Genomic DNA, 17,012 nt, shown 5'->3' with positions numbered 1-17,012 from the left:
AAAACCACGAGTTGTGGACTGGCGACCTGTCGCTTTGGGGAGAAGATCATGCCACGTTCGTTTCAATCCAATTATTCCGTTCGGCTCTTCCTCGGCCTCGCCGCCGCCCTCACGATCGGGCTTGCCTCGCCGGTATCAGCGCAACAGGCCTCCGGCACCGCGCTGGCCCGCGTGCTCGTGCTCGGTACCGGCGGCACCATCGCGGGGCAGGCCAGCGCACGCGCCGGCAACGCCTATGACTCAGGCAAGGTCAGCGCAGCCAACCTGGTCGCGGCGATCCCGGGCATCGACAAGCTCGCCCAGATGTCGGCCGAGCAGATTTCGTCGATCGGCTCGCAGGACATGAACGACAACGTGTGGTTCGACCTCGTCAAGCGCATCCGCGCGGCCATTGACGACAAGGAGGTCGACGGCGTCGTCATCACCCATGGCACCGACACGATGGAGGAGACCGCGTTCTTCCTGCAAAACGTACTCGACACCGACGTCCCGATCGTGCTGGTCGGATCGATGCGGCCCTCGACCGCGATCGGCGCCGACGGTCCGGCCAATCTCTACGAGGCGATGCGGGTCGCATCGGCCCCGGAATCCCGCGGCCGCGGCGTGCTCGTGGTGCTCAACGACACCATCCATGCCGCGCGCTGGGTGCAGAAGACCAACACCACCAGCGTCGAGACGTTCCGCTCGCTCGAAGCCGGCCCGGTCGGCTATGTCGACACCGGCTCGCTGCGCTTCCTGCAGCCGGCCGCACCCGTCAAGGCTGCCAGGTTGAAGCTGCCGGATGCGCCGCCCTTGCCGCGGGTCGACATCATCTATTCGCACGCCAACATGGACGCCGCTGAGGTCGAGGATGCGGTCAGGCGCGGCGCCAAGGGCATCGTGCTGGCCGGCGTCGGCGACGGCAATTCATCGAAGGGCGCGATCGATGCGCTGGCCGCCGCGGCGAAGCAGGGCGTCGTGGTGGTGCGTTCGACCCGGGTCGGCTCAGGCTTCGTCAACCGCAACGTCGAGGTCGAGGACGACAAGCTCGGCTTCGCGGTCTCGCTCGATCTCAACCCGCAGAAGGCGCGGGTATTGCTCGAGCTCCTGATCGCGAACGGCATCACCGAGCCGTCGGCGGTTCAACAGGCGTTCGCGCGGTAGACCACCGGTTTTGAGGCGCCGTCGGCTTCGCCTGCGCGGCCTTGTTCGCCGCGCGCCACGCTGGGAGCAGCAGGGCGCGCGCTTCCGCGATGCGCGACATCACGGTGGTGACGGGAATGCCGGTGACTTCGGCGATCTCCTTGTAGGAGAGATCGATCATCTCTCGCAGCGCGATGACCTCGCCGAGCGGGGCGGGCAGGTCATGGATGAGTTGCCGGATGGTCGGGGTGTCGCGCCGTTCCGGCGTTACATTGTTGCCGGAGGGTTTCCGGTCGAGTTTCTCTTGGCAGACGGCTTTGAGGATCGCGAGCAGCCACGGCCTGATGGCCGGGCCGCGAACGCCGTCGAACCGGCGCAGTGCGCGCCGATAGCATTCCTGCACGGCCAGTTCGGCGTCCGCCTCGGTCCGCATCAGGACCTGGGCGAACGCGTAGGCATCGTCGAGACACGGCAATGCCGCGTCGCGAAACTGCTGCGCCGTTTTATTCCCGGCTTTCGCACTTCGCATCATAGGGTTGCATCTCGTGAATAGCTTTACCGGCAATCGGCGCAGTGGTATCAGGCTCCGCGCCGGAGTCGTGGACCGTCGCGCCAAGCGTAGGGACAGGAACGACGTGCGCACACGACATGCGCGCGGCGGACAGCAAGCGATCGATCGTGTCAGCCCTGATCGATCGAGCGTCGGAGCGCGGATCATGTCCGAGACACAGGTGCCCAACCGGTTCTCGATTTTCCATCATGGGCTGGCCAAAGGGCCGGCCTATGAGGCTTGGCGCGAAGGGATTTGCCGCGGCTTCTGCCGGCTCGACGTCGGACCGACCGACGACAACCGCATCGACTGCCACAACGAGTTTACGCTGCTGCATACGGTCGCCATCGCGACGCCGCGCGGCGGCTCGGCCCGCTTCGCCCGCACCCGCGCGCTTCTGAATGACGGCTGCGACGACCTCGTCCTGATCTCTGCGACGCGCGGCACGGTGCAGGTCACGCAGGCAGGCAAGGCGATCGAGCTTCAGCGCGGCCAGATGTGCCTCACCGAAATGAATATCGTCGGCACCGCCGACCTCACCCGGTCGGGCAGCTTTACGACGACGCGGTTTCCGCGGCGCCTGCTGCTCCAGGTCGCACCATTGGTGGAAACGCAGCTGGCGCGGGTACTCGGGCGCGAGCCGGCCCTGGGCGCGATGATCGAGCGCTATTCCGTGCTCTGCACCGAGCTTGCCGGCGATCTGGACGTGCCCGGCCAGCGGGCGGCGGCGCACCATCTCGCCGACCTGGCGGGTCTCGTTCTCGGCAGCAGCGCCGAGACAAAGCAGCTGTCGGCACGCGACGGCGTGGCGAAGGCGCGGCTCGATCTGATGAAGGCCGATGTTCTCAAAAATCTCGACAACGGTAAGCTCACGATCGAAGCCATAGCAAAGGCGAATGCGCTGAGCACCCGCCAGGCGCAGCGCCTGTTCGCGTCCGCAGGAACGACATTCTCGGAGTTCGTCCTCGAGCAGCGCCTGCTGCGGGCGCGCCGGCTACTGCTGCACGAAGAGGGCGCCGGCCGCAAGGTCAGCGACATCGCCTATACGGTCGGCTTCAACGACTTGTCCTATTTCCATCGCGCGTTCCGCCGGAAGTTCGGCATAGCACCGGCGGAGATGCAGATGGAACTGGGGCGGCGGCATTGAACGCCTCCTGCCGCGGCGCTAGATCAGCAGACCAGCTTCATCGCAACGAGGGCGCTGCCAATGCCTCTGTGGACCTGCGAACAATGCGGCGCGCAATTTCCTGAGACCGCTGCGCCGCCGCCGGCTTGCCCGATCTGCGAGGACGAGCGGCAATATGTGAACTGGAAGGGGCAGGCGTGGCTGACGCGCGAGGAGCTCGCAGAGCGGCACAAACTGGTCTGTCGCGACGATCTTGGCCTCGTCGGGATCGCGCTCGAGCCGTCCTTTGCGATCGGGCAGCGCGCGCTGCTGGTGCCGGACCGCGGCGGCTGCGTGATGTGGGACTGCGTGCCGCTGGCAACCGCCGAGGCGATCGCCCATGTCAGATCGCTTGGCGGGCTGAAGGCGATTGCGATCTCGCATCCGCATTATTATGGCGCGGTCGCCGACTGGAGCGCGGCGTTCGACAATGCCCCGGTCTATCTGCACGGCGACGATGCACAATGGGTGACGCGGCCTTATCCGTCGATCGTGCCGTGGCAGGGCGACAGCCATCGCATCTCCGACGACATCCTGCTGGTGCGCGGCGGCGGGCATTTCGCCGGCGCCACCATGCTGCATTGGCGCAAGGGCGCCGACGGGCGCGGCGCGCTTCTGACCGGGGATATCGCGATGGTGGCGATGGACCGCCGCTCGGTCAGCTTCATGTATTCCTACCCGAACTATATCCCGCTCAATGCATCGGCGGTCCGCCGCGTCGCGCGGGTGGTCGAGCCGCTGGCCTATGATCGGATCTACGGCGCCTGGTGGGGCAAGAACATCGCCTCCGACGCCAGGGCGGCGTTCGACCGCTCGGTGCAGCGCTATATTGCGGCGATCTCGGACTGACGGTTCCGGCCGCTTTTGGCAACCTTGCCACGCGGCGCGATCGCGCTATATCAGGGCTTTCCCGCCCCTTACCGATTGTCCGAGTTTCCGCATGACCACAACTGCCGCTGCCGAATCCCAGCCGTTCCAGGCCGAGGTTGCCGAATTGCTGCACCTGATGGTGCATTCGGTCTATTCCGAGACCGATATCTTCCTGCGCGAGTTGATCTCGAACGCGTCGGATGCCTGCGACAAGCTGCGCTACGAGGCGATCGCCAATCCGTCCCTGATCACGGACGGCACGCCGCCGGAGATCAGGATCGTCCCGAACAAGGCGGCCAACACGCTTGCCGTGGTTGATACCGGCATCGGCATGGAGCGCCAGGAGCTGATCGACAATCTCGGCACCATCGCGCGCTCCGGCACCAGATCGTTCCTGTCGAAGCTCACCGAGGCCAAGGACGGCGCCAACCTTATCGGCCAGTTCGGCGTCGGCTTCTATGCCGCCTTCATGGTCGCCGAAAAGATCGTCGTCACCAGCCGCCGCGCCGGCTCGGACGAGGTGTGGGTGTGGACGTCGGAAGGCGGCAGCGGCTTCGAGATCGCACCGGCGGGCGAAGAGGCCGCCCAGCGTGTCGCGCGCGGCACCGAGATCGTGCTGCATCTGAAGAAGGACGCCGCCAAGTATCTCGAGGCCTACGAGATCGAGCGCATCGTCCGCGAATATTCCGACAACATCCAGTTTCCGATCCTGCTGGTGCCGGAAGAGGGCGAGCCGCGCCAGATCAACTCGGCGAGCGCGCTGTGGCAGCGCTCGAAATCCGAGCTCAAGCCGGAGGATTACGCCCAGGCCTACAAGCAGATCGCCGGCGCGTTCGACGAGCCGGCGATGACGCTGCATTACCGTGCCGAGGGCCGGCAGTCCTACGCCGTGCTGCTGTTCGCGCCGTCGCAAAAGCCGTTCGACCTGTTCCAGGTCGAGCGCAAGGGTAAGGTCAAGCTCTACGTCCGCCGCGTCTTCATCGCCGACGATGCCGAGCTGCTGCCGGCTTACTTGCGCTTCATCCGCGGCGTGATCGACAGTGAGGATCTGCCGCTCAACATCTCGCGCGAGATGCTGCAGAACAATCCGCAGCTCGCGCAGATCCGCAAGGCCGTCACCGGCCGCGTGATCGGCGAGTTGGAGACGCTCGGCGAGAAGGAGCCGGAGACCTTCGCAAAGATCTGGAACGCGTTCGGCCCGGTGATCAAGGAAGGCCTGTGGGAGGATTTCGAGCGCCGCGACAAGCTGCTGGCACTGGCGCGCTTCACCACGACGTCGGGCGAGAACCGCTCGCTGAAGCAGGTTGTCGACGACTTCAAGCCGAACCAGACCGAGATCTATTATCTGGTCGGCGACAGCGTCGAGCGGCTGAAGTCGAACCCGAAGCTGGAATCGGCGCGCGCCCGCGGCATCGAGGTGCTGCTCCTGACCGATCCGGTCGATGCGTTCTGGACCTCGGCGCCGCTCGATTTCGGCGGCAAGCCGCTGAAGTCGCTGAGCCAGGGCGATGTCGATTTCGGCCTGATCCCGCTTGCCGACGACAAGGACGACAAGAAGGACGAACCCGCGGCCGACGCGGCGACCACGATCGCCGTGATCAAGGACGCGCTCGGCGAGCGCGTCTCCGACGTCCGGGCTTCGCAGCGGCTGACCGCGAGCGCGTCGTGCCTCGTTGCCGGCGGCGATGCGCGCGACCGCGCGCTGGAGCGGCTGCTCGCCCAGCAGAACCGCGGCGCGATCACAAAGCCGGTGCTCGAGATCAATTTGCGCCACCCGCTGGTCGCGGCGCTCGCGACCGATACCGCGCAGGCGAAGGACCTGTCGCTGCTGCTGTTCGAGCAGGCGCAGATCCTCGACGGCGAGATGCCCGACGACCCCGCCGCGTTCGCTGGGCGCATGAACCAGCTCGTGCTGCGCGGATTGGGGAAGTAGAGCGCGAACTCTGAACCCGTCATCCTGAGCCCGTAGCCCGGATGGAGCGAAGCGCAATCCGGGACAGGTCCATCCGTGGATAGCGCGGCCCCGGATTTCGCTGCGCTCCATCCGGGCTACGCATTCCTAAAACTGGCAGGCTGACTGCGCCGCCCAGGCGCTTGACAGGCCGTGCCTCATTGATGTTATGTTATAACATAACATCAAGCGAATGCCCCATGTCCCGCCGCCGCCGATCCCTCCAGCAACTGTTTGATCTCGATGCAAAAACTCCCCGTCACCGTCTTGTCCGGCTTCCTCGGGGCTGGAAAGACCACTTTGCTGAACCACGTCCTGAACAACCGCAGCGGTCTGAAGGTTGCGGTGATTGTGAACGACATGAGCGAGGTGAACATCGACGCCGACCTGGTTCGCGATGGCGGTGCGAACCTGTCCCGGACTGACGAAAAACTGGTCGAGATGAGCAATGGCTGCATCTGCTGCACCCTGCGCGACGATCTGCTGAAGGAGGTACGCACGCTCGCCGAGAGCGGCCGCTTCGATTATCTCCTGATCGAATCGACCGGCATTTCCGAGCCGCTGCCGGTCGCCGCGACCTTCGAGTTTCGCGATGAAGATGGCCAGAGCCTCTCCGACATCGCGCGGCTCGACACCATGGTCACGGTGGTCGACGCCGCCAATCTCCTGAAGGACTACGCCTCGACCGATTTCCTCAGCCAGCGCGGCGAAGCGCTCGACGGCGACAAGCGCACGCTGGTCGATCTGCTGGTCGAGCAGATCGAGTTCGCCGATGTCGTGGTGCTGAACAAGATCGATGCCGCGACGCCTGCGCAGCGCGAGGCCGCCCGTACCATCGTGCGTGCGCTCAATCCCGAGGCCGACCTCGTCGAAGCGAATTTTGCGCAAGTCCCGTTCGACCGCGTGCTCGACACCGGCCGCTTTGCCTATGAGCGCGCGCAGCAGCATCCGCTCTGGCACAAGGAACTCTATGGCTTCGCCGGGCACGTGCCGGAGACCGAGGCGTACGGCATCAAAAGCTTCGTCTACCGCGCGCGGCGCCCGTTCGACCCGGTGCGCTTCCACGGCTTCCTGCGCGAGAGCTGGCAAGGCGTGATCCGCGCCAAGGGCCATTTCTGGATCGCGACGCGCCCGGATTGGTGCGGCGAGCTGAGCCAGGCCGGCGCCATCGTCCGCACCGAAGGGCTCGGTTCGTGGTGGGCCGCGATCCCGCGCGTGCGCTGGCCGGATGATCCGGACTGGCGGCTGATGATGCAGCGGAGCTGGAACGATCTCTACGGCGATCGCCGGCAGGAGCTGGTCTTCATCGGCTCCGGCATGAACGAGGACTACATCCGCCGCAGGCTCGATGCCTGCCTCGTCACCGGCAGACCGGGCATGGACCCGCAAGCCTGGGCCGGGCTGCGCGATCCGTTTCCGCCGTGGAGCAGGACAGGCGAGGCGGCGTGAGACAGTCACCGTAGCCCGGATGGAGCGAAGCGCAATCCGGGGTCTCCCGCCGCTTGAGAGGTCCCCGGATTTCGCTTCGCTCCATCCGGGCTTCTGTAACGGGCCTTGGTTAGTCAATCCCTTTTCGCGTCATCCACTCGCCGGGCACTTGCTTCTGTACGGGATCGGCGCGAAGGCCGTCGCCTGATGGGGTGCATTGAGGAGCCGGCCGGCCAATCTACGGATTGCGTGGTCGTGAGCCACTTCCCGGATGGCGGCCTGACCGGATCCATCGTCCCAGCGGAGGGACTTCGCTCGGGGAGAGCCTGGTGTCGTGGCCCGCCCGGAACCGATTGCTGCTCCTGGCTAGATGGCCTTGGTCATCGGGTTGAACGGTTTGGTGTCGGCGAGCATGCGATGCAGGATCACGGCGAGCTTGCGAGCCAGCGCTACCTTGGCCTTGCGCATGCCTGCGCGCCGGGCGATCCGCATCGCCCAGCTCTTCAATGCCGAGCAATTCTTGACCGGCTTGGTCAGCATGACGTGAGCTGCCTGGTAGAGTGCCTCGCGCACGGAGGCATCCCCGATCTTGCTGATGCGGCCGGTGTAGTCGGTCTCACCGGACTGGTACTTCTTCGGGGTGAGCCCAAAGTGGGCTCCCGTGGCCTTCGAGGAGCGGAAGCGCTTCGGGTCGTCGATCGCCGCGGCATAGGTGAGCGCCACGATCGGACCAACGGACGGCGTTGTCATCAGGAGCTTGGCGGATGGATGCGTCCTGGCGAGCTTCTGGGTGTGCTTGTCCAGGCTCTTGAACTCCCGCAGCAGCACCGCATGGGCTTGGAGCAGCGCCGCCGCGACCAACTCCAGTCCGGGATGGCCGGTCACGAGCTCGCGGATGCGTCCGGCGAACGTGCGCTCGGTGGTCGCACCGACCTTCAGGCCAAAACCGCGAAGTATGCCGCGCAGGCTGTTCTCGACATCGCGAAGCTTGGATTGCAGCAGCTTGCGCGCCGTCAGGATGGCGCGGGTCTCCTGCGCCGCGACCGACTTGCAGTGCACCGGCCGGAACCAGCCGAGCCGCATCAACTGCGCGATCCGGCGGGCATCGTTGCGGTCCGTCTTCACCGGCATCGACTTGAAGGCTTCGCGAACGTGCCGCGTTTCCAGCAGCTCGACCGCAAGCCCTGCGTCTCGCAGACCCGCATACAGCCATTGCGACAAGGGGCCTGCCTCCAGCCCGATCCGTTCCAGTACCAGACCCAGCGACCGGAACCAGGCGATCAGCGCCGCCGGCTCGCTCGCAACCTTCGTCTCGCGCAAAATCTTGCCTGTCCCATCGACAAGGCAAACGCTCGAGCATTCCAAAGACACGTCAATTCCTGCATAGTGGTACATGGTCGTCCCTTAATGATGCTTGGAGCGGGCTTGCCCGACTCCGTTGAACACCATCAGTTTGAGGGACGACCGCCTTCCAACCAACAGGCCGCTCGCGAGCGCGCTTCCAAATTGCGCCGTAGCGAGCGGGCGGCCGGCCCGTTACCCCATCTACGCTTCTAAAACCGGTCCCAACCCGCGCCGTATCTGCTAGAGAATCCCGCATCAGGGCGGAAACGGCGCGGCGTTGCGATGGCTGGCGGCAGCGATATCTTCTACGGCGGCATTCCGGTGTTTCGCGGCTTCGCGCGGCTGATGGACCCCGCGCTGTATGCGCCGTTGCCGGATGACTGGACGGTCGGCGTCGCCGATATCGTGGAATCGACCAAGGCGATCGCGGCGCAGCGCTACAAGGCGGTCAACATGGCCGGCGCCGCGGTGGTCGCCGCCGTCACCAATGCGCTGGAGGGCCGCGAATTCCCCTTCGTGTTCGGCGGCGACGGTGCGAGTTTTGCGGTCGCGCCCGCCGATCTCGACAAGGCGCGCGAAGCCCTGGCCGCGACCGCGCGCTGGGTGCACGACGACCTCGATCTGGTGCTGCGGGTGGCGCTGGTGCCGATTGCGGCGATCCGCGCCGCGGGCGCCGATGTCCGCGTCGCGCGCTTCGGGCCGTCGGCCAATCTGTCCTATGCGATGTTCTCAGGCGGCGGTCTTGCTTACGCCGATGCCGCGATGAAGCGCGCCGAGTTCGCGGTCGATCCGGCGCCTCAGGGCACGCAACCCGATTTGTCCGGCCTGTCCTGCCGCTTCGAGGTGATGCCGTCCGCGCGCGGCGTCATTCTGTCGGTGCTGGTGCTGCCGGCGAAGAACGCCGATCCCGCGTCCTTCCGCAAGGTGATCGAGGATATCGTCGTCCGCGTCGAGAAAAGTCCCGATGCCGGACGGCCGGTGCCCGCCAGCGGTCCGCCGCTGCACTGGCCGCCGCAGGGAATGGAGTACGAGGCGCGCGCACGGCGCCGCGGCCCGCTCGCGCTGCGTCGCGCCGTGGTGCTCACATTCACGCTGTGGGCCTATACGCTGATGCGGTTCAACATCCCGGTCGGCAAGTTCGCGCCGAAACGTTATCTGCAGCAGGTCGTCGAGAATTCAGACTTTCGCAAGTTCGACGACGGCCTGCGCATGATCCTGGATTGCACGCCGGAGCTCGCTTCCGACATCGAGCAGCGCCTCGCCGCCGCCGCGGCGCAGGGCATCGTGCGTTATGGCCTGCACGAGCAGGATGCCGCGATGATGACCTGCTTCACCCCGTCGGTGATGCGCGCCGACCACGTCCACTTCATCGACGGCGCCCGCGGCGGCTACGCCTCGGCCGCGACGGTGCTGAAGGCGCGCGCGGTGTAGCAATTTTTCTCACCTCTCCCCGCTCGTTTGCGGGGAGAGGTCGGACGCCACGCCTCGCGTGGCTTTCGGGTGAGGGCAGGCAATGCGTGGCCGCAAGAGATATTCATCCGACTCGCGAGATCGACGGTGAGCTGACTACAATTCAGATATGGCTACGCGGATAGAGCCCCTCACCCCAACCCTCTCCCCGCAAGAGCGGGGCGAGGGAGCACGGTCCCGTCGCGGTTACCGCTCGGCTCAGAATTACCGTCCCACCCGCGTCCAGGTCTCGCCGCCGCACAGCGCGCCGACGCAGCCTTCGACGCGCAGCGTGCTCTCGCCGGTCACCGAGATGCTGCTCGCATAGGTGCCGCCGTCGTCGGCGTTGTAGATCTGGCCCGACCATTTGCCCGCGGCGACCGGATGCATGCCGGAAAACAGCGGCAGCCCGATGATCGGCCGGCTGGACAGCGACGGATTCGGATTCTTGTTGTCGACCTGGGGCTTGCCGGTCATCGGATCGATCGGGTCGCGCAGGCTCACCACCACGCCGCAGATGCCGCCGCCGCATTTGCTGATCTTGACGCGGGCATCGCCGGCCTGGGTCTGCCAGACGCCGACCGGCTCAGGCGCGCCTTGCGCATGCGCGACGGGCACGGCAAGCACCGTCGCAATGATTGCGATCATGAATTCGAATCTGCAGGCCATGGCTCATTCCCCCAGAGCATGATCCGGAAAAGTGCGAAGCGGTTTTCCGAAAAGATCATGATCAAACAAAGAGCTAAAGCGCGATGACGATTCGACCCAATCTCATCGCGCTTTAGAGGTCGGCCTGCATAACAAGTCGAAGAATTTCTGCAATGTCATATTCGCGCGATCAGGTGAGCGCGCTCCCAAAAAATTTGGTGCCTGTTTCCGGAGCAGTCATGCTTAGGCAACGCTCCGGTGCGAGGGCGCTGCGTCGTATTTATCCCCAGCGGGTCAGCCGGATCGAAATGATGGTGGCGAGGCCGAACGCCACCATTGCACCGCCGACCAGCGCAAACAGCGTCCACGCCGGGGCGCTCACGGTAGCGAGCCACCAGCCGCCGATGCCGACCAGCAGCAGGCGGATGGTGCCGGCCAGCACCGGTCCGCCGACCTTGGCCGCGCCCTGCGAGGAGAAATAGAGACAGACGCCGACGCCGAAGAAGCCGAAGCCCGGGCCGGCCAGCGCGAAATAGGACGAAGCCGCGGCGGTCACGCCGGGATCGGTGGTGAACAGCGCAATCCACAGCGTCGGCTTGAGCGCGACCACAAGTCCGACGAAGCCAACGACAAGTCCGGCGACGGTGCCGGCGGTCCACGCCACCTTGCGGGCGCGCGTCACGAGTCCCGCGCCGATCGCCATGCCGACTATCGGCACCGAGGCGACGCCGACCGCGAACGCGATCGGGATCAGCAAAAACTCCAACCGCGAGCCCATGCCGTAACCGGCCAGCGTCTCGGTGCCGAAGCTGGCCAGGATCTTGGTGAAGATCAGGATGGTCAGCACGCTCTGCAGCGGCGACAGGCAGGAGATCGCGCCGACCTTGAGAATGTCGAGGAACATCGCGCGCTGGAAGCTGAAGGCGGCGAAGTCGAGTTTCAACCGGCTGCGGCCAGAGGCGAGATACCAGGCGAGGAAGATCGCACCACACGTGAAGGCCGTGAGCTGTCCGGCGGCGACGCCGCGCATGCCGAGACCGGGCATGCCGAACAACCCGAGACCCAGCACGCCGCCGACCGCGATCTGGATCATCGAGACCGTGATCAGCGTCATCGAGGGAATTCGCATATCGCCGGTGCCGCGCACCACGGAGGCGAGCGTGTTGACCAGCCAGATCGAGATCGCGCCGGAGAACAGCACCTGCGAGTAATGCATCGACTGCTCGAGCACGCCGCCATGTCCGCCGAGCAGCGCATAGAATTTGCGGCCGAAGCCCAGCATCATCACGGTGAAGAACAGTCCGGCGCATCCGCCGATGATCGCCGCATGCAGCGCCAGATCGGCGGCGCGGTCGCGATCGCCGGCGCCGAGCGCGCGGCTGATCGCCGACGAGACGCCGCCGCCCATCGCGCCGGCCGACATCATCTGCGTCAGCATCGCGAACGGAAACACCAGCGCAATGCCGGCCAGCGGCTCGGTGCCGAGCCGGCCGATGTAAGAGGTCTCGGCCACCGCGACCAGCGTCGAGCCGAACATGGCGATGGTGTTCGGGATCGCGAGGCGAAGCAGCGTCGGCAGGATCGGCGCGGTCAGCAGGTCATTGACCGGCGTGGCGGGCGCGGCCGTGGCCGGCTGCACGTCGTCGATCGAGGCATCAATGGTCATGCGTCACGGCTCACTTCGCAAGCGGGAGAGGGGCGCACTGCAATCCAACGCCAGTGAACCGGGCTCGCAATCAATAAATGATGATCGACATGTTACGAGGTTGCACCGTTGATCGCCACCGCCGCCGATGCAGGGGTCACCACGGCAGGCCGCATAGGTCGATCTTGCCCTGGCGCGGCGCGCGGACGATGTCGTTGACGAACGGCGCCATCGCCTCGAAGCGGATCTGCCCGGAAGGCTGCTCGCAATAAACTTCGCCGCTGAAGGGATGCCAGCCGCGCGCCTGGTAGAACGCGAAATTGTGCGGCTCGCAGAATAAGATTGCAAATTTCACCGCGTCGTTGGCACGAATGGTGTGCACGGCAGCATCCAACGCGAGTGACGCATAGCCGCGCCGCCGGCAGTCCGCGCGGGTCGAGACTCCGCCGATGCCGCCGACATGCACCTTGTGGCCATTCCAGGTGATGGTCCGGAAATAGATACCGACATGGCAGGCCAGCCCGCTGTCGTCGGGCGCATCGAGCAGTACGCGCAAATCCGCGTGGGCCCATTTGATGTCCGCCCAGACCGGCTTCTCGGCGGCATCCGGGCTCCAGACCGCCTGGAGCAGCGGCTCGGCGCGCTTCCACGACGCATCTCCGTTGAGAATGTCGATTTCGATGCTCATCGTCTGGGTCCTTGGTCTTGGTTCGGGCTGTGCCGATCTGTCATGGGCGATCCGAAAATGCGGTGTTTCTCCGCCATGGAACCTTCTATAAGGGGGGCCCGTTAAGTGTAGTCTCCCACCCTCTGTTGGACATTACCCCATGACCTTCACGCTACCCGATCTGCCCTACGCCCACGACGCCCTTGCTCCCTACATGTCCAAGGAAACGCTGGAGTTTCACCACGACAAGCATCACCAAGCCTACGTCACCAACGGCAACAACGCGATCAAGGGGACCGAATTCGAAGGCAAGTCCCTCGAGGAGATCGTGAAGGGTTCGTTCGGCAAGAACGCGGCCGTCTTCAACAATGCCGGTCAGCACTACAACCACATCCATTTCTGGAAGTGGATGAAGCCGAATGGCGGCGGCAGCAAGCTGCCCGGCCGGCTCGAGAAGAAAATCAACGAGGACCTCGGCGGCTTCGACAAGTTCAAGGCCGACTTCGCTGCTGCCGGCGCCGGTCAGTTCGGCTCCGGCTGGGCCTGGCTGCAGGTCAAGGGCGGCAAGCTCGAGGTCGCCAAGACTCCGAACGGCGAGAACCCGCTGGTCCACGGCGCGGTGCCGATCCTCGGCGTCGACGTCTGGGAGCACTCCTACTACATCGACTACCGCAACCGCCGTCCGGACTATCTGAAGGCGTTCGTCGAAAACCTCGTCAACTGGGACTATGTCGACGAGCTGTTCGGCAAGGCCGGCTAAGCGCGGCTTCGACCGTCGCATATTTCTTCACCCTCCCCTGAAGGGGAGGGTCGTTTCGCATGCAGCGAAGCGAAATGCGAAACGGGGAGGGTCATCTCTCAGCACGAGCAGTCTCTCAATGGAGAGACTGTGACCCCGCCCCGCCGCTCATTTCATTCGCGTCGACCCTCCCCTTTCAGGGGTGGGTGATTTGAGTGTGCGGCAAGATGCGCCCTCACTCGACACACCAGCGGGGGCATTGGTGGGTAACGCGGCAAGCTATCTCCTCGTCTTCTTCGGCGGCGGTCTCGGCGCGACGTTGCGGCATTTGATCAACGTCACCTGCGCGCGCTGCATCGGCACCGCGTTTCCCTACGGCACCTTCATCATCAACATCACGGGCTCGACCGTGATGGGCCTGATCGCCGGCTATCTCGCCTTCAAGGGCGACGCCTCGCAGCCCTGGCGGCTATTTTTGATGACCGGCATCCTCGGCGGCTACACCACCTTCTCCGCCTTCTCGCTCGACACCGCGCTGCTCTACGAGCGCGGCGAGCTCGGCCTTGCGGTGTTGTATGTCGCGGGCTCGGTCGCTCTCTCGATCGCCGGCCTGTTCGCCGGGCTCGCGATCATCAGGCATTTGACGTGAGATGCACTCGGCACCGCCATCTCTGGAATACTGGATCACCCGCATGCGGGTGATGACACCGCGTGGTGTGGCAACTTGAATCGAGAACCATCCTTCCCGTCGTCCCGGCGAAGGCCGGGATCCATTACCCCAAGTCTCAAATGTTGCGCGCGCTGGGGCCGCGATCCCGTTCATCACTGAGTGCGGTGGTTTGGATCCCGGCCCCCGTGCGCAATTGCGCACTAGGCCGGGACGACGTGGGCAGGGGTCTCGTCACCTTCCATCCCGCGGAAACTGTTCATCTGTGGAACCCGCCAACCTCCCCGGCCGGCGGCATTTCCCGCCTCCAAATTTCCCTTTGGTAACCTCGCCTTAACCATGATTAGCGTTTGGTTAGGGTCGGAATGACGCGTGAAAAGCCCTCGTTTTGACATGTTGGCAGGGGAAGCAGGGCGCGGCTTTGGACGGGCCCCCCATGCGACAGATGTAAGAGGCTCTCGCGCAGTTTTGCCGCGCCGGGCGCGCGGCCGTGGAAGGGGTGCCGATTGGCGGCCCGCCGAATTGGGACACTTGCGTTGAGAGGATATTGCCGATGAATCCCGCCGACGTGGCTCAGTCAACTCTGCCACTGGCATCGAGCGACGTGTCGCTGATCGCGCTGTTCTGGCAGGCCCATTGGGTCGTCAAATGCGTGATGTTGGGACTTCTGTCCTGCTCGGTGTGGGTCTGGGCGATCGCAATCGACAAGATCCTGCTCTACGCCCGCACCAAGCGGGCCATGGACAAGTTCGAGCAGGCGTTCTGGTCCGGCCAGTCGATCGAGGAACTCTACCGGGCCCTCTCGGCCAAGCCGACCCAGTCGATGGCGGCCTGTTTCGTCGCGGCGATGCGGGAGTGGAAGCGCTCCTTCGAGAGCCAGTCGCGGTCCTTTGCCGGCCTGCAGGCGCGGATCGAGAAGGTCATGAACGTCTCGATCGCCCGGGAGGTGGAGCGGCTGGAACGCCGGCTGCTGGTGCTCGCCACCGTGGGCTCGGCAGGCCCCTTTGTCGGCCTGTTCGGCACCGTCTGGGGCATCATGTCGAGCTTCCAGTCGATCGCGGCCTCCAAAAACACCTCTTTGGCGGTGGTGGCGCCCGGTATCGCGGAAGCGCTGTTTGCCACTGCAATCGGCCTGATTGCCGCAATTCCGGCGACTATTTTCTACAATAAGTTCACTTCGGAGGTGAACCGGCAGGCCGCGCGCCTGGAGGGCTTCGCCGACGAGTTCTCCGCCATCCTGTCCCGTCAGATCGACGAGCGGGGTTGAGTTAGATGATGGTCACTTTTGCGGGTGTGCGATCATGGCGATGAGCATGGCAGGGTCCGGCGGTGGCAGACGCCGCCGCGGCGGCCGCAAGCCGGTCATGGCCGAGATCAACGTCACGCCGATGGTCGACGTGATGCTGGTGCTGCTGATCATCTTCATGGTCGCGGCGCCGCTGATGACGTCGAACATCGACATCGACCTGCCGGTGGCGAGCGGCGGCAAGTCGATCTCGTCGAACCAGCCGCCGCTGACATTGTCGGTCAAGCGCACCGGCGGCGGCTGCAACTCGAATGTCGAGCTCTATCTGGGTGACGCGCCGGTCACGGCCGCCGATTTTCCGGCCAAGATCAAGGCGATCGGTGACGCCCGGTCGGATGCCGAAAAAGTGGTCTATCTGCGTGGCGACAAGGACGTCTGTTACACGGATATGATGAAACTGCTCGGGGAGGTCCGGGCCGCGGGATTCAAGGCGAATATCGTCATCATCCCGGAAGGCGGATAACCACCATGCCAAGGCACGGGGAAGCCTGATTTGAAGGTCAAGGTCGACAAGACTCTGGCGGCATCGATTGTCCTGCACGTCCTCGTGATCGGGTGGGGCCTCGTGTCGTGGTCGACCAAGGCGTACGTGATGCCCGAAGAGGAATCGGTTGCCGTCGACGTGATCTCGCCCGACCAGCTCTCGCATGTCATGGCCGGTCAGAAGGACGGCAAGAAGGAAAATCCCAAGCCGCTGGTCGACAAGGTCGCTGAAGCCAAGCCGGTCGACGACACCGTCGGCAAGGTCGAGGAGAAAAAGCCCCCTGTCGTGACCGACACCGCGCCGCAGCCGGCGCCGAAGGTGGAGAAGCCGGAAGACAAGAAGCCGGATCCGCCGAAGAAGGTCGAGAACAAGCCGAAGGAAGAGCCGAAGCCGGTCGAGAAGAAACCCGATCCGGTGAAGCCCGACCCGATCGCGGAAGCGATCAAGAAGGAAGAGAAGAAGCCGCCGCCGAAGCCGGTCGCACAGGCCGCCAAGCCGCCGCCGGAGCAGAAGCCGAAGGATCGCGTGTTCGACCAGAGCAAGATCGCAGCCCTCCTCGACAAGCGTGACCCGACGCGGGCCGCGGCGACCGGCGATACGCTCAATGCCAATGCGGCGCTCGGCACCGCGAAGGGCAAGGCTGCCGACAACTCCGCGACCTGGGGCGCGATGTTCAAGCAGCAGGTCGAGCGCTGCTGGAAGAAGCCCTATGGTGGCATCGAGGCGCAGCAGACCGAGGCGGTGTTCTCGATCAAGCTGAAGCGTGACGGCTCGCTCGAGGGCATGCCGGTGCCGGAAGGCACGCCGGCGACGCCCTATCTGCGCGTCTATCAGGAGAGCGCGCTGCGGGCGATCATCGAATGCCAGCCGTACAATCTGCCGGCGGCCTTCTTCGACGAATGGAAGTATTTTGCGCCGGTGTTCACAGAGCGAAAGACCTGAGGGCGACGGCGTCGCTTGGCCAATAGCAAACAAAG

Annotated in this window: 16 protein-coding genes; 11 read left to right on the top strand and 5 right to left on the bottom strand. The window is 64.9% G+C overall.

The window, feature by feature from the left end; translation table 11 throughout:
* Positions 1-48: 48 nt before the first annotated feature.
* The gene (locus tag ACVMDN_RS32520; RefSeq protein WP_194295354.1) at positions 49-1,143 is read left to right on the top strand and encodes an asparaginase; all 1,095 of its coding nucleotides are present in this window, start codon (positions 49-51) and stop codon (positions 1,141-1,143) included.
* Here ACVMDN_RS32520 and ACVMDN_RS32515 read toward each other — a convergent pair.
* Entirely contained in the window at positions 1,103-1,555 is a 453-nt protein-coding gene (locus ACVMDN_RS32515; RefSeq protein ID WP_229192463.1) for a sigma factor-like helix-turn-helix DNA-binding protein, read from the bottom strand. The two genes, ACVMDN_RS32520 and ACVMDN_RS32515, sit on opposite strands and share 41 nt — an antisense overlap.
* A 283-nt stretch (positions 1,556-1,838) precedes the next feature.
* Here ACVMDN_RS32515 and ACVMDN_RS32510 point away from each other — a divergent pair, with 283 nt between their 5' ends.
* From ACVMDN_RS32510 to zigA, 4 genes are all read left to right on the top strand, one after another.
* Positions 1,839-2,819: an AraC family transcriptional regulator gene (locus tag ACVMDN_RS32510; RefSeq protein WP_076828101.1), complete on the top strand. Its 981-nt coding sequence runs from the start codon at positions 1,839-1,841 to the stop codon at positions 2,817-2,819.
* A gap of 60 nt (positions 2,820-2,879) precedes the next feature.
* A complete protein-coding gene (locus ACVMDN_RS32505) occupies positions 2,880-3,686 on the top strand; it encodes an MBL fold metallo-hydrolase (protein WP_076828099.1) in 807 nt (268 codons plus the stop codon).
* Positions 3,687-3,777: 91 nt separating this feature from the next.
* Positions 3,778-5,640 carry a molecular chaperone HtpG gene (gene htpG, locus ACVMDN_RS32500; RefSeq protein ID WP_076828097.1) on the top strand — a complete coding sequence of 621 codons (1,863 nt, stop codon included), beginning with the start codon at positions 3,778-3,780 and terminating at the stop codon, positions 5,638-5,640.
* A 261-nt stretch (positions 5,641-5,901) separates the two neighbouring features.
* The gene (zigA, locus tag ACVMDN_RS32495) at positions 5,902-7,107 is read left to right on the top strand and encodes a zinc metallochaperone GTPase ZigA (protein ID WP_076828122.1); all 1,206 of its coding nucleotides are present in this window, start codon (positions 5,902-5,904) and stop codon (positions 7,105-7,107) included.
* 345 nt (positions 7,108-7,452) lie between these two features.
* On the opposite strand, the gene ACVMDN_RS32490 is transcribed toward zigA, so the two are convergent.
* Positions 7,453-8,481 (bottom strand): IS110 family RNA-guided transposase, encoded by a 1,029-nt coding sequence (locus tag ACVMDN_RS32490; RefSeq protein WP_057016162.1) that lies wholly within the window; start codon positions 8,479-8,481, stop codon positions 7,453-7,455.
* A gap of 231 nt (positions 8,482-8,712) precedes the next feature.
* Between ACVMDN_RS32490 and ACVMDN_RS32485 the strand changes: the two genes are divergently transcribed.
* Positions 8,713-9,861, top strand: a complete 1,149-nt coding sequence (locus ACVMDN_RS32485; protein WP_076828009.1) for a DUF3095 domain-containing protein — start codon at positions 8,713-8,715, stop codon at positions 9,859-9,861.
* A 243-nt stretch (positions 9,862-10,104) separates the two neighbouring features.
* Here ACVMDN_RS32485 and ACVMDN_RS32480 read toward each other — a convergent pair whose 3' ends face one another.
* The 3 genes from ACVMDN_RS32480 to ACVMDN_RS32470 all read right to left on the bottom strand — a co-directional run bounded on the left by ACVMDN_RS32480 (position 10,105) and on the right by ACVMDN_RS32470 (position 12,860).
* Positions 10,105-10,548 carry a DUF2147 domain-containing protein gene (locus ACVMDN_RS32480; RefSeq protein WP_076828011.1) on the bottom strand — a complete coding sequence of 148 codons (444 nt, stop codon included), beginning with the start codon at positions 10,546-10,548 and terminating at the stop codon, positions 10,105-10,107.
* Positions 10,549-10,807: 259 nt separating this feature from the next.
* Positions 10,808-12,193 (bottom strand): MATE family efflux transporter, encoded by a 1,386-nt coding sequence (locus ACVMDN_RS32475; protein WP_076828013.1) that lies wholly within the window; start codon positions 12,191-12,193, stop codon positions 10,808-10,810.
* Positions 12,194-12,329: 136 nt separating this feature from the next.
* On the bottom strand, positions 12,330-12,860 hold the full coding sequence (locus ACVMDN_RS32470) for a GNAT family N-acetyltransferase (protein WP_076828015.1): 531 nt from the start codon (positions 12,858-12,860) through the stop codon (positions 12,330-12,332).
* 139 nt (positions 12,861-12,999) lie between these two features.
* On the opposite strand from ACVMDN_RS32470, the gene ACVMDN_RS32465 reads away from it, so the two are divergent.
* The 5 genes from ACVMDN_RS32465 (at position 13,000) to ACVMDN_RS32445 (ending at position 16,977) form a co-directional block, all read left to right on the top strand.
* Positions 13,000-13,599: a superoxide dismutase gene (locus tag ACVMDN_RS32465; protein ID WP_016846956.1), complete on the top strand. Its 600-nt coding sequence runs from the start codon at positions 13,000-13,002 to the stop codon at positions 13,597-13,599.
* Between the two features lie 241 nt (positions 13,600-13,840).
* Entirely contained in the window at positions 13,841-14,227 is a 387-nt protein-coding gene (crcB, locus tag ACVMDN_RS32460) for a fluoride efflux transporter CrcB (RefSeq protein WP_076828042.1), read from the top strand.
* 571 nt (positions 14,228-14,798) lie between these two features.
* The gene (gene tolQ / locus ACVMDN_RS32455; protein ID WP_016846954.1) at positions 14,799-15,512 is read left to right on the top strand and encodes a protein TolQ; all 714 of its coding nucleotides are present in this window, start codon (positions 14,799-14,801) and stop codon (positions 15,510-15,512) included.
* Between the two features lie 34 nt (positions 15,513-15,546).
* Entirely contained in the window at positions 15,547-16,014 is a 468-nt protein-coding gene (locus ACVMDN_RS32450) for a biopolymer transporter ExbD (protein WP_016846953.1), read from the top strand.
* A gap of 30 nt (positions 16,015-16,044) precedes the next feature.
* Entirely contained in the window at positions 16,045-16,977 is a 933-nt protein-coding gene (locus ACVMDN_RS32445; RefSeq protein WP_057018118.1) for a cell envelope integrity protein TolA, read from the top strand.
* Positions 16,978-17,012: the final 35 nt, after the last annotated feature.

The organism is Bradyrhizobium sp. USDA 4510 (assembly GCF_054059095.1).
This window is presented reverse-complemented; position numbering and strand designations above follow the sequence as displayed.

Excerpts from the sequence above, each read along its gene's own strand:
- ACVMDN_RS32520 (WP_194295354.1), top strand. The coding sequence starts at position 49 with ATGCCACGTTCGTTTCAATCCAATTATTCCGTTCGGCTCTTCCTCGGC.
- ACVMDN_RS32515 (WP_229192463.1), bottom strand. The coding sequence starts at position 1,555 with ATGCGGACCGAGGCGGACGCCGAACTGGCCGTGCAGGAATGCTATCGG.
- ACVMDN_RS32510 (WP_076828101.1), top strand. The coding sequence starts at position 1,839 with ATGTCCGAGACACAGGTGCCCAACCGGTTCTCGATTTTCCATCATGGG.
- ACVMDN_RS32505 (WP_076828099.1), top strand. The coding sequence starts at position 2,880 with ATGCCTCTGTGGACCTGCGAACAATGCGGCGCGCAATTTCCTGAGACC.
- htpG (WP_076828097.1), top strand. The coding sequence starts at position 3,778 with ATGACCACAACTGCCGCTGCCGAATCCCAGCCGTTCCAGGCCGAGGTT.
- zigA (WP_076828122.1), top strand. The coding sequence starts at position 5,902 with ATGCAAAAACTCCCCGTCACCGTCTTGTCCGGCTTCCTCGGGGCTGGA.
- ACVMDN_RS32490 (WP_057016162.1), bottom strand. The coding sequence starts at position 8,481 with ATGTACCACTATGCAGGAATTGACGTGTCTTTGGAATGCTCGAGCGTT.
- ACVMDN_RS32485 (WP_076828009.1), top strand. The coding sequence starts at position 8,713 with ATGGCTGGCGGCAGCGATATCTTCTACGGCGGCATTCCGGTGTTTCGC.
- ACVMDN_RS32480 (WP_076828011.1), bottom strand. The coding sequence starts at position 10,548 with ATGGCCTGCAGATTCGAATTCATGATCGCAATCATTGCGACGGTGCTT.
- ACVMDN_RS32475 (WP_076828013.1), bottom strand. The coding sequence starts at position 12,193 with ATGACCATTGATGCCTCGATCGACGACGTGCAGCCGGCCACGGCCGCG.
- ACVMDN_RS32470 (WP_076828015.1), bottom strand. The coding sequence starts at position 12,860 with ATGAGCATCGAAATCGACATTCTCAACGGAGATGCGTCGTGGAAGCGC.
- ACVMDN_RS32465 (WP_016846956.1), top strand. The coding sequence starts at position 13,000 with ATGACCTTCACGCTACCCGATCTGCCCTACGCCCACGACGCCCTTGCT.
- tolQ (WP_016846954.1), top strand. The coding sequence starts at position 14,799 with ATGAATCCCGCCGACGTGGCTCAGTCAACTCTGCCACTGGCATCGAGC.
- ACVMDN_RS32450 (WP_016846953.1), top strand. The coding sequence starts at position 15,547 with ATGGCGATGAGCATGGCAGGGTCCGGCGGTGGCAGACGCCGCCGCGGC.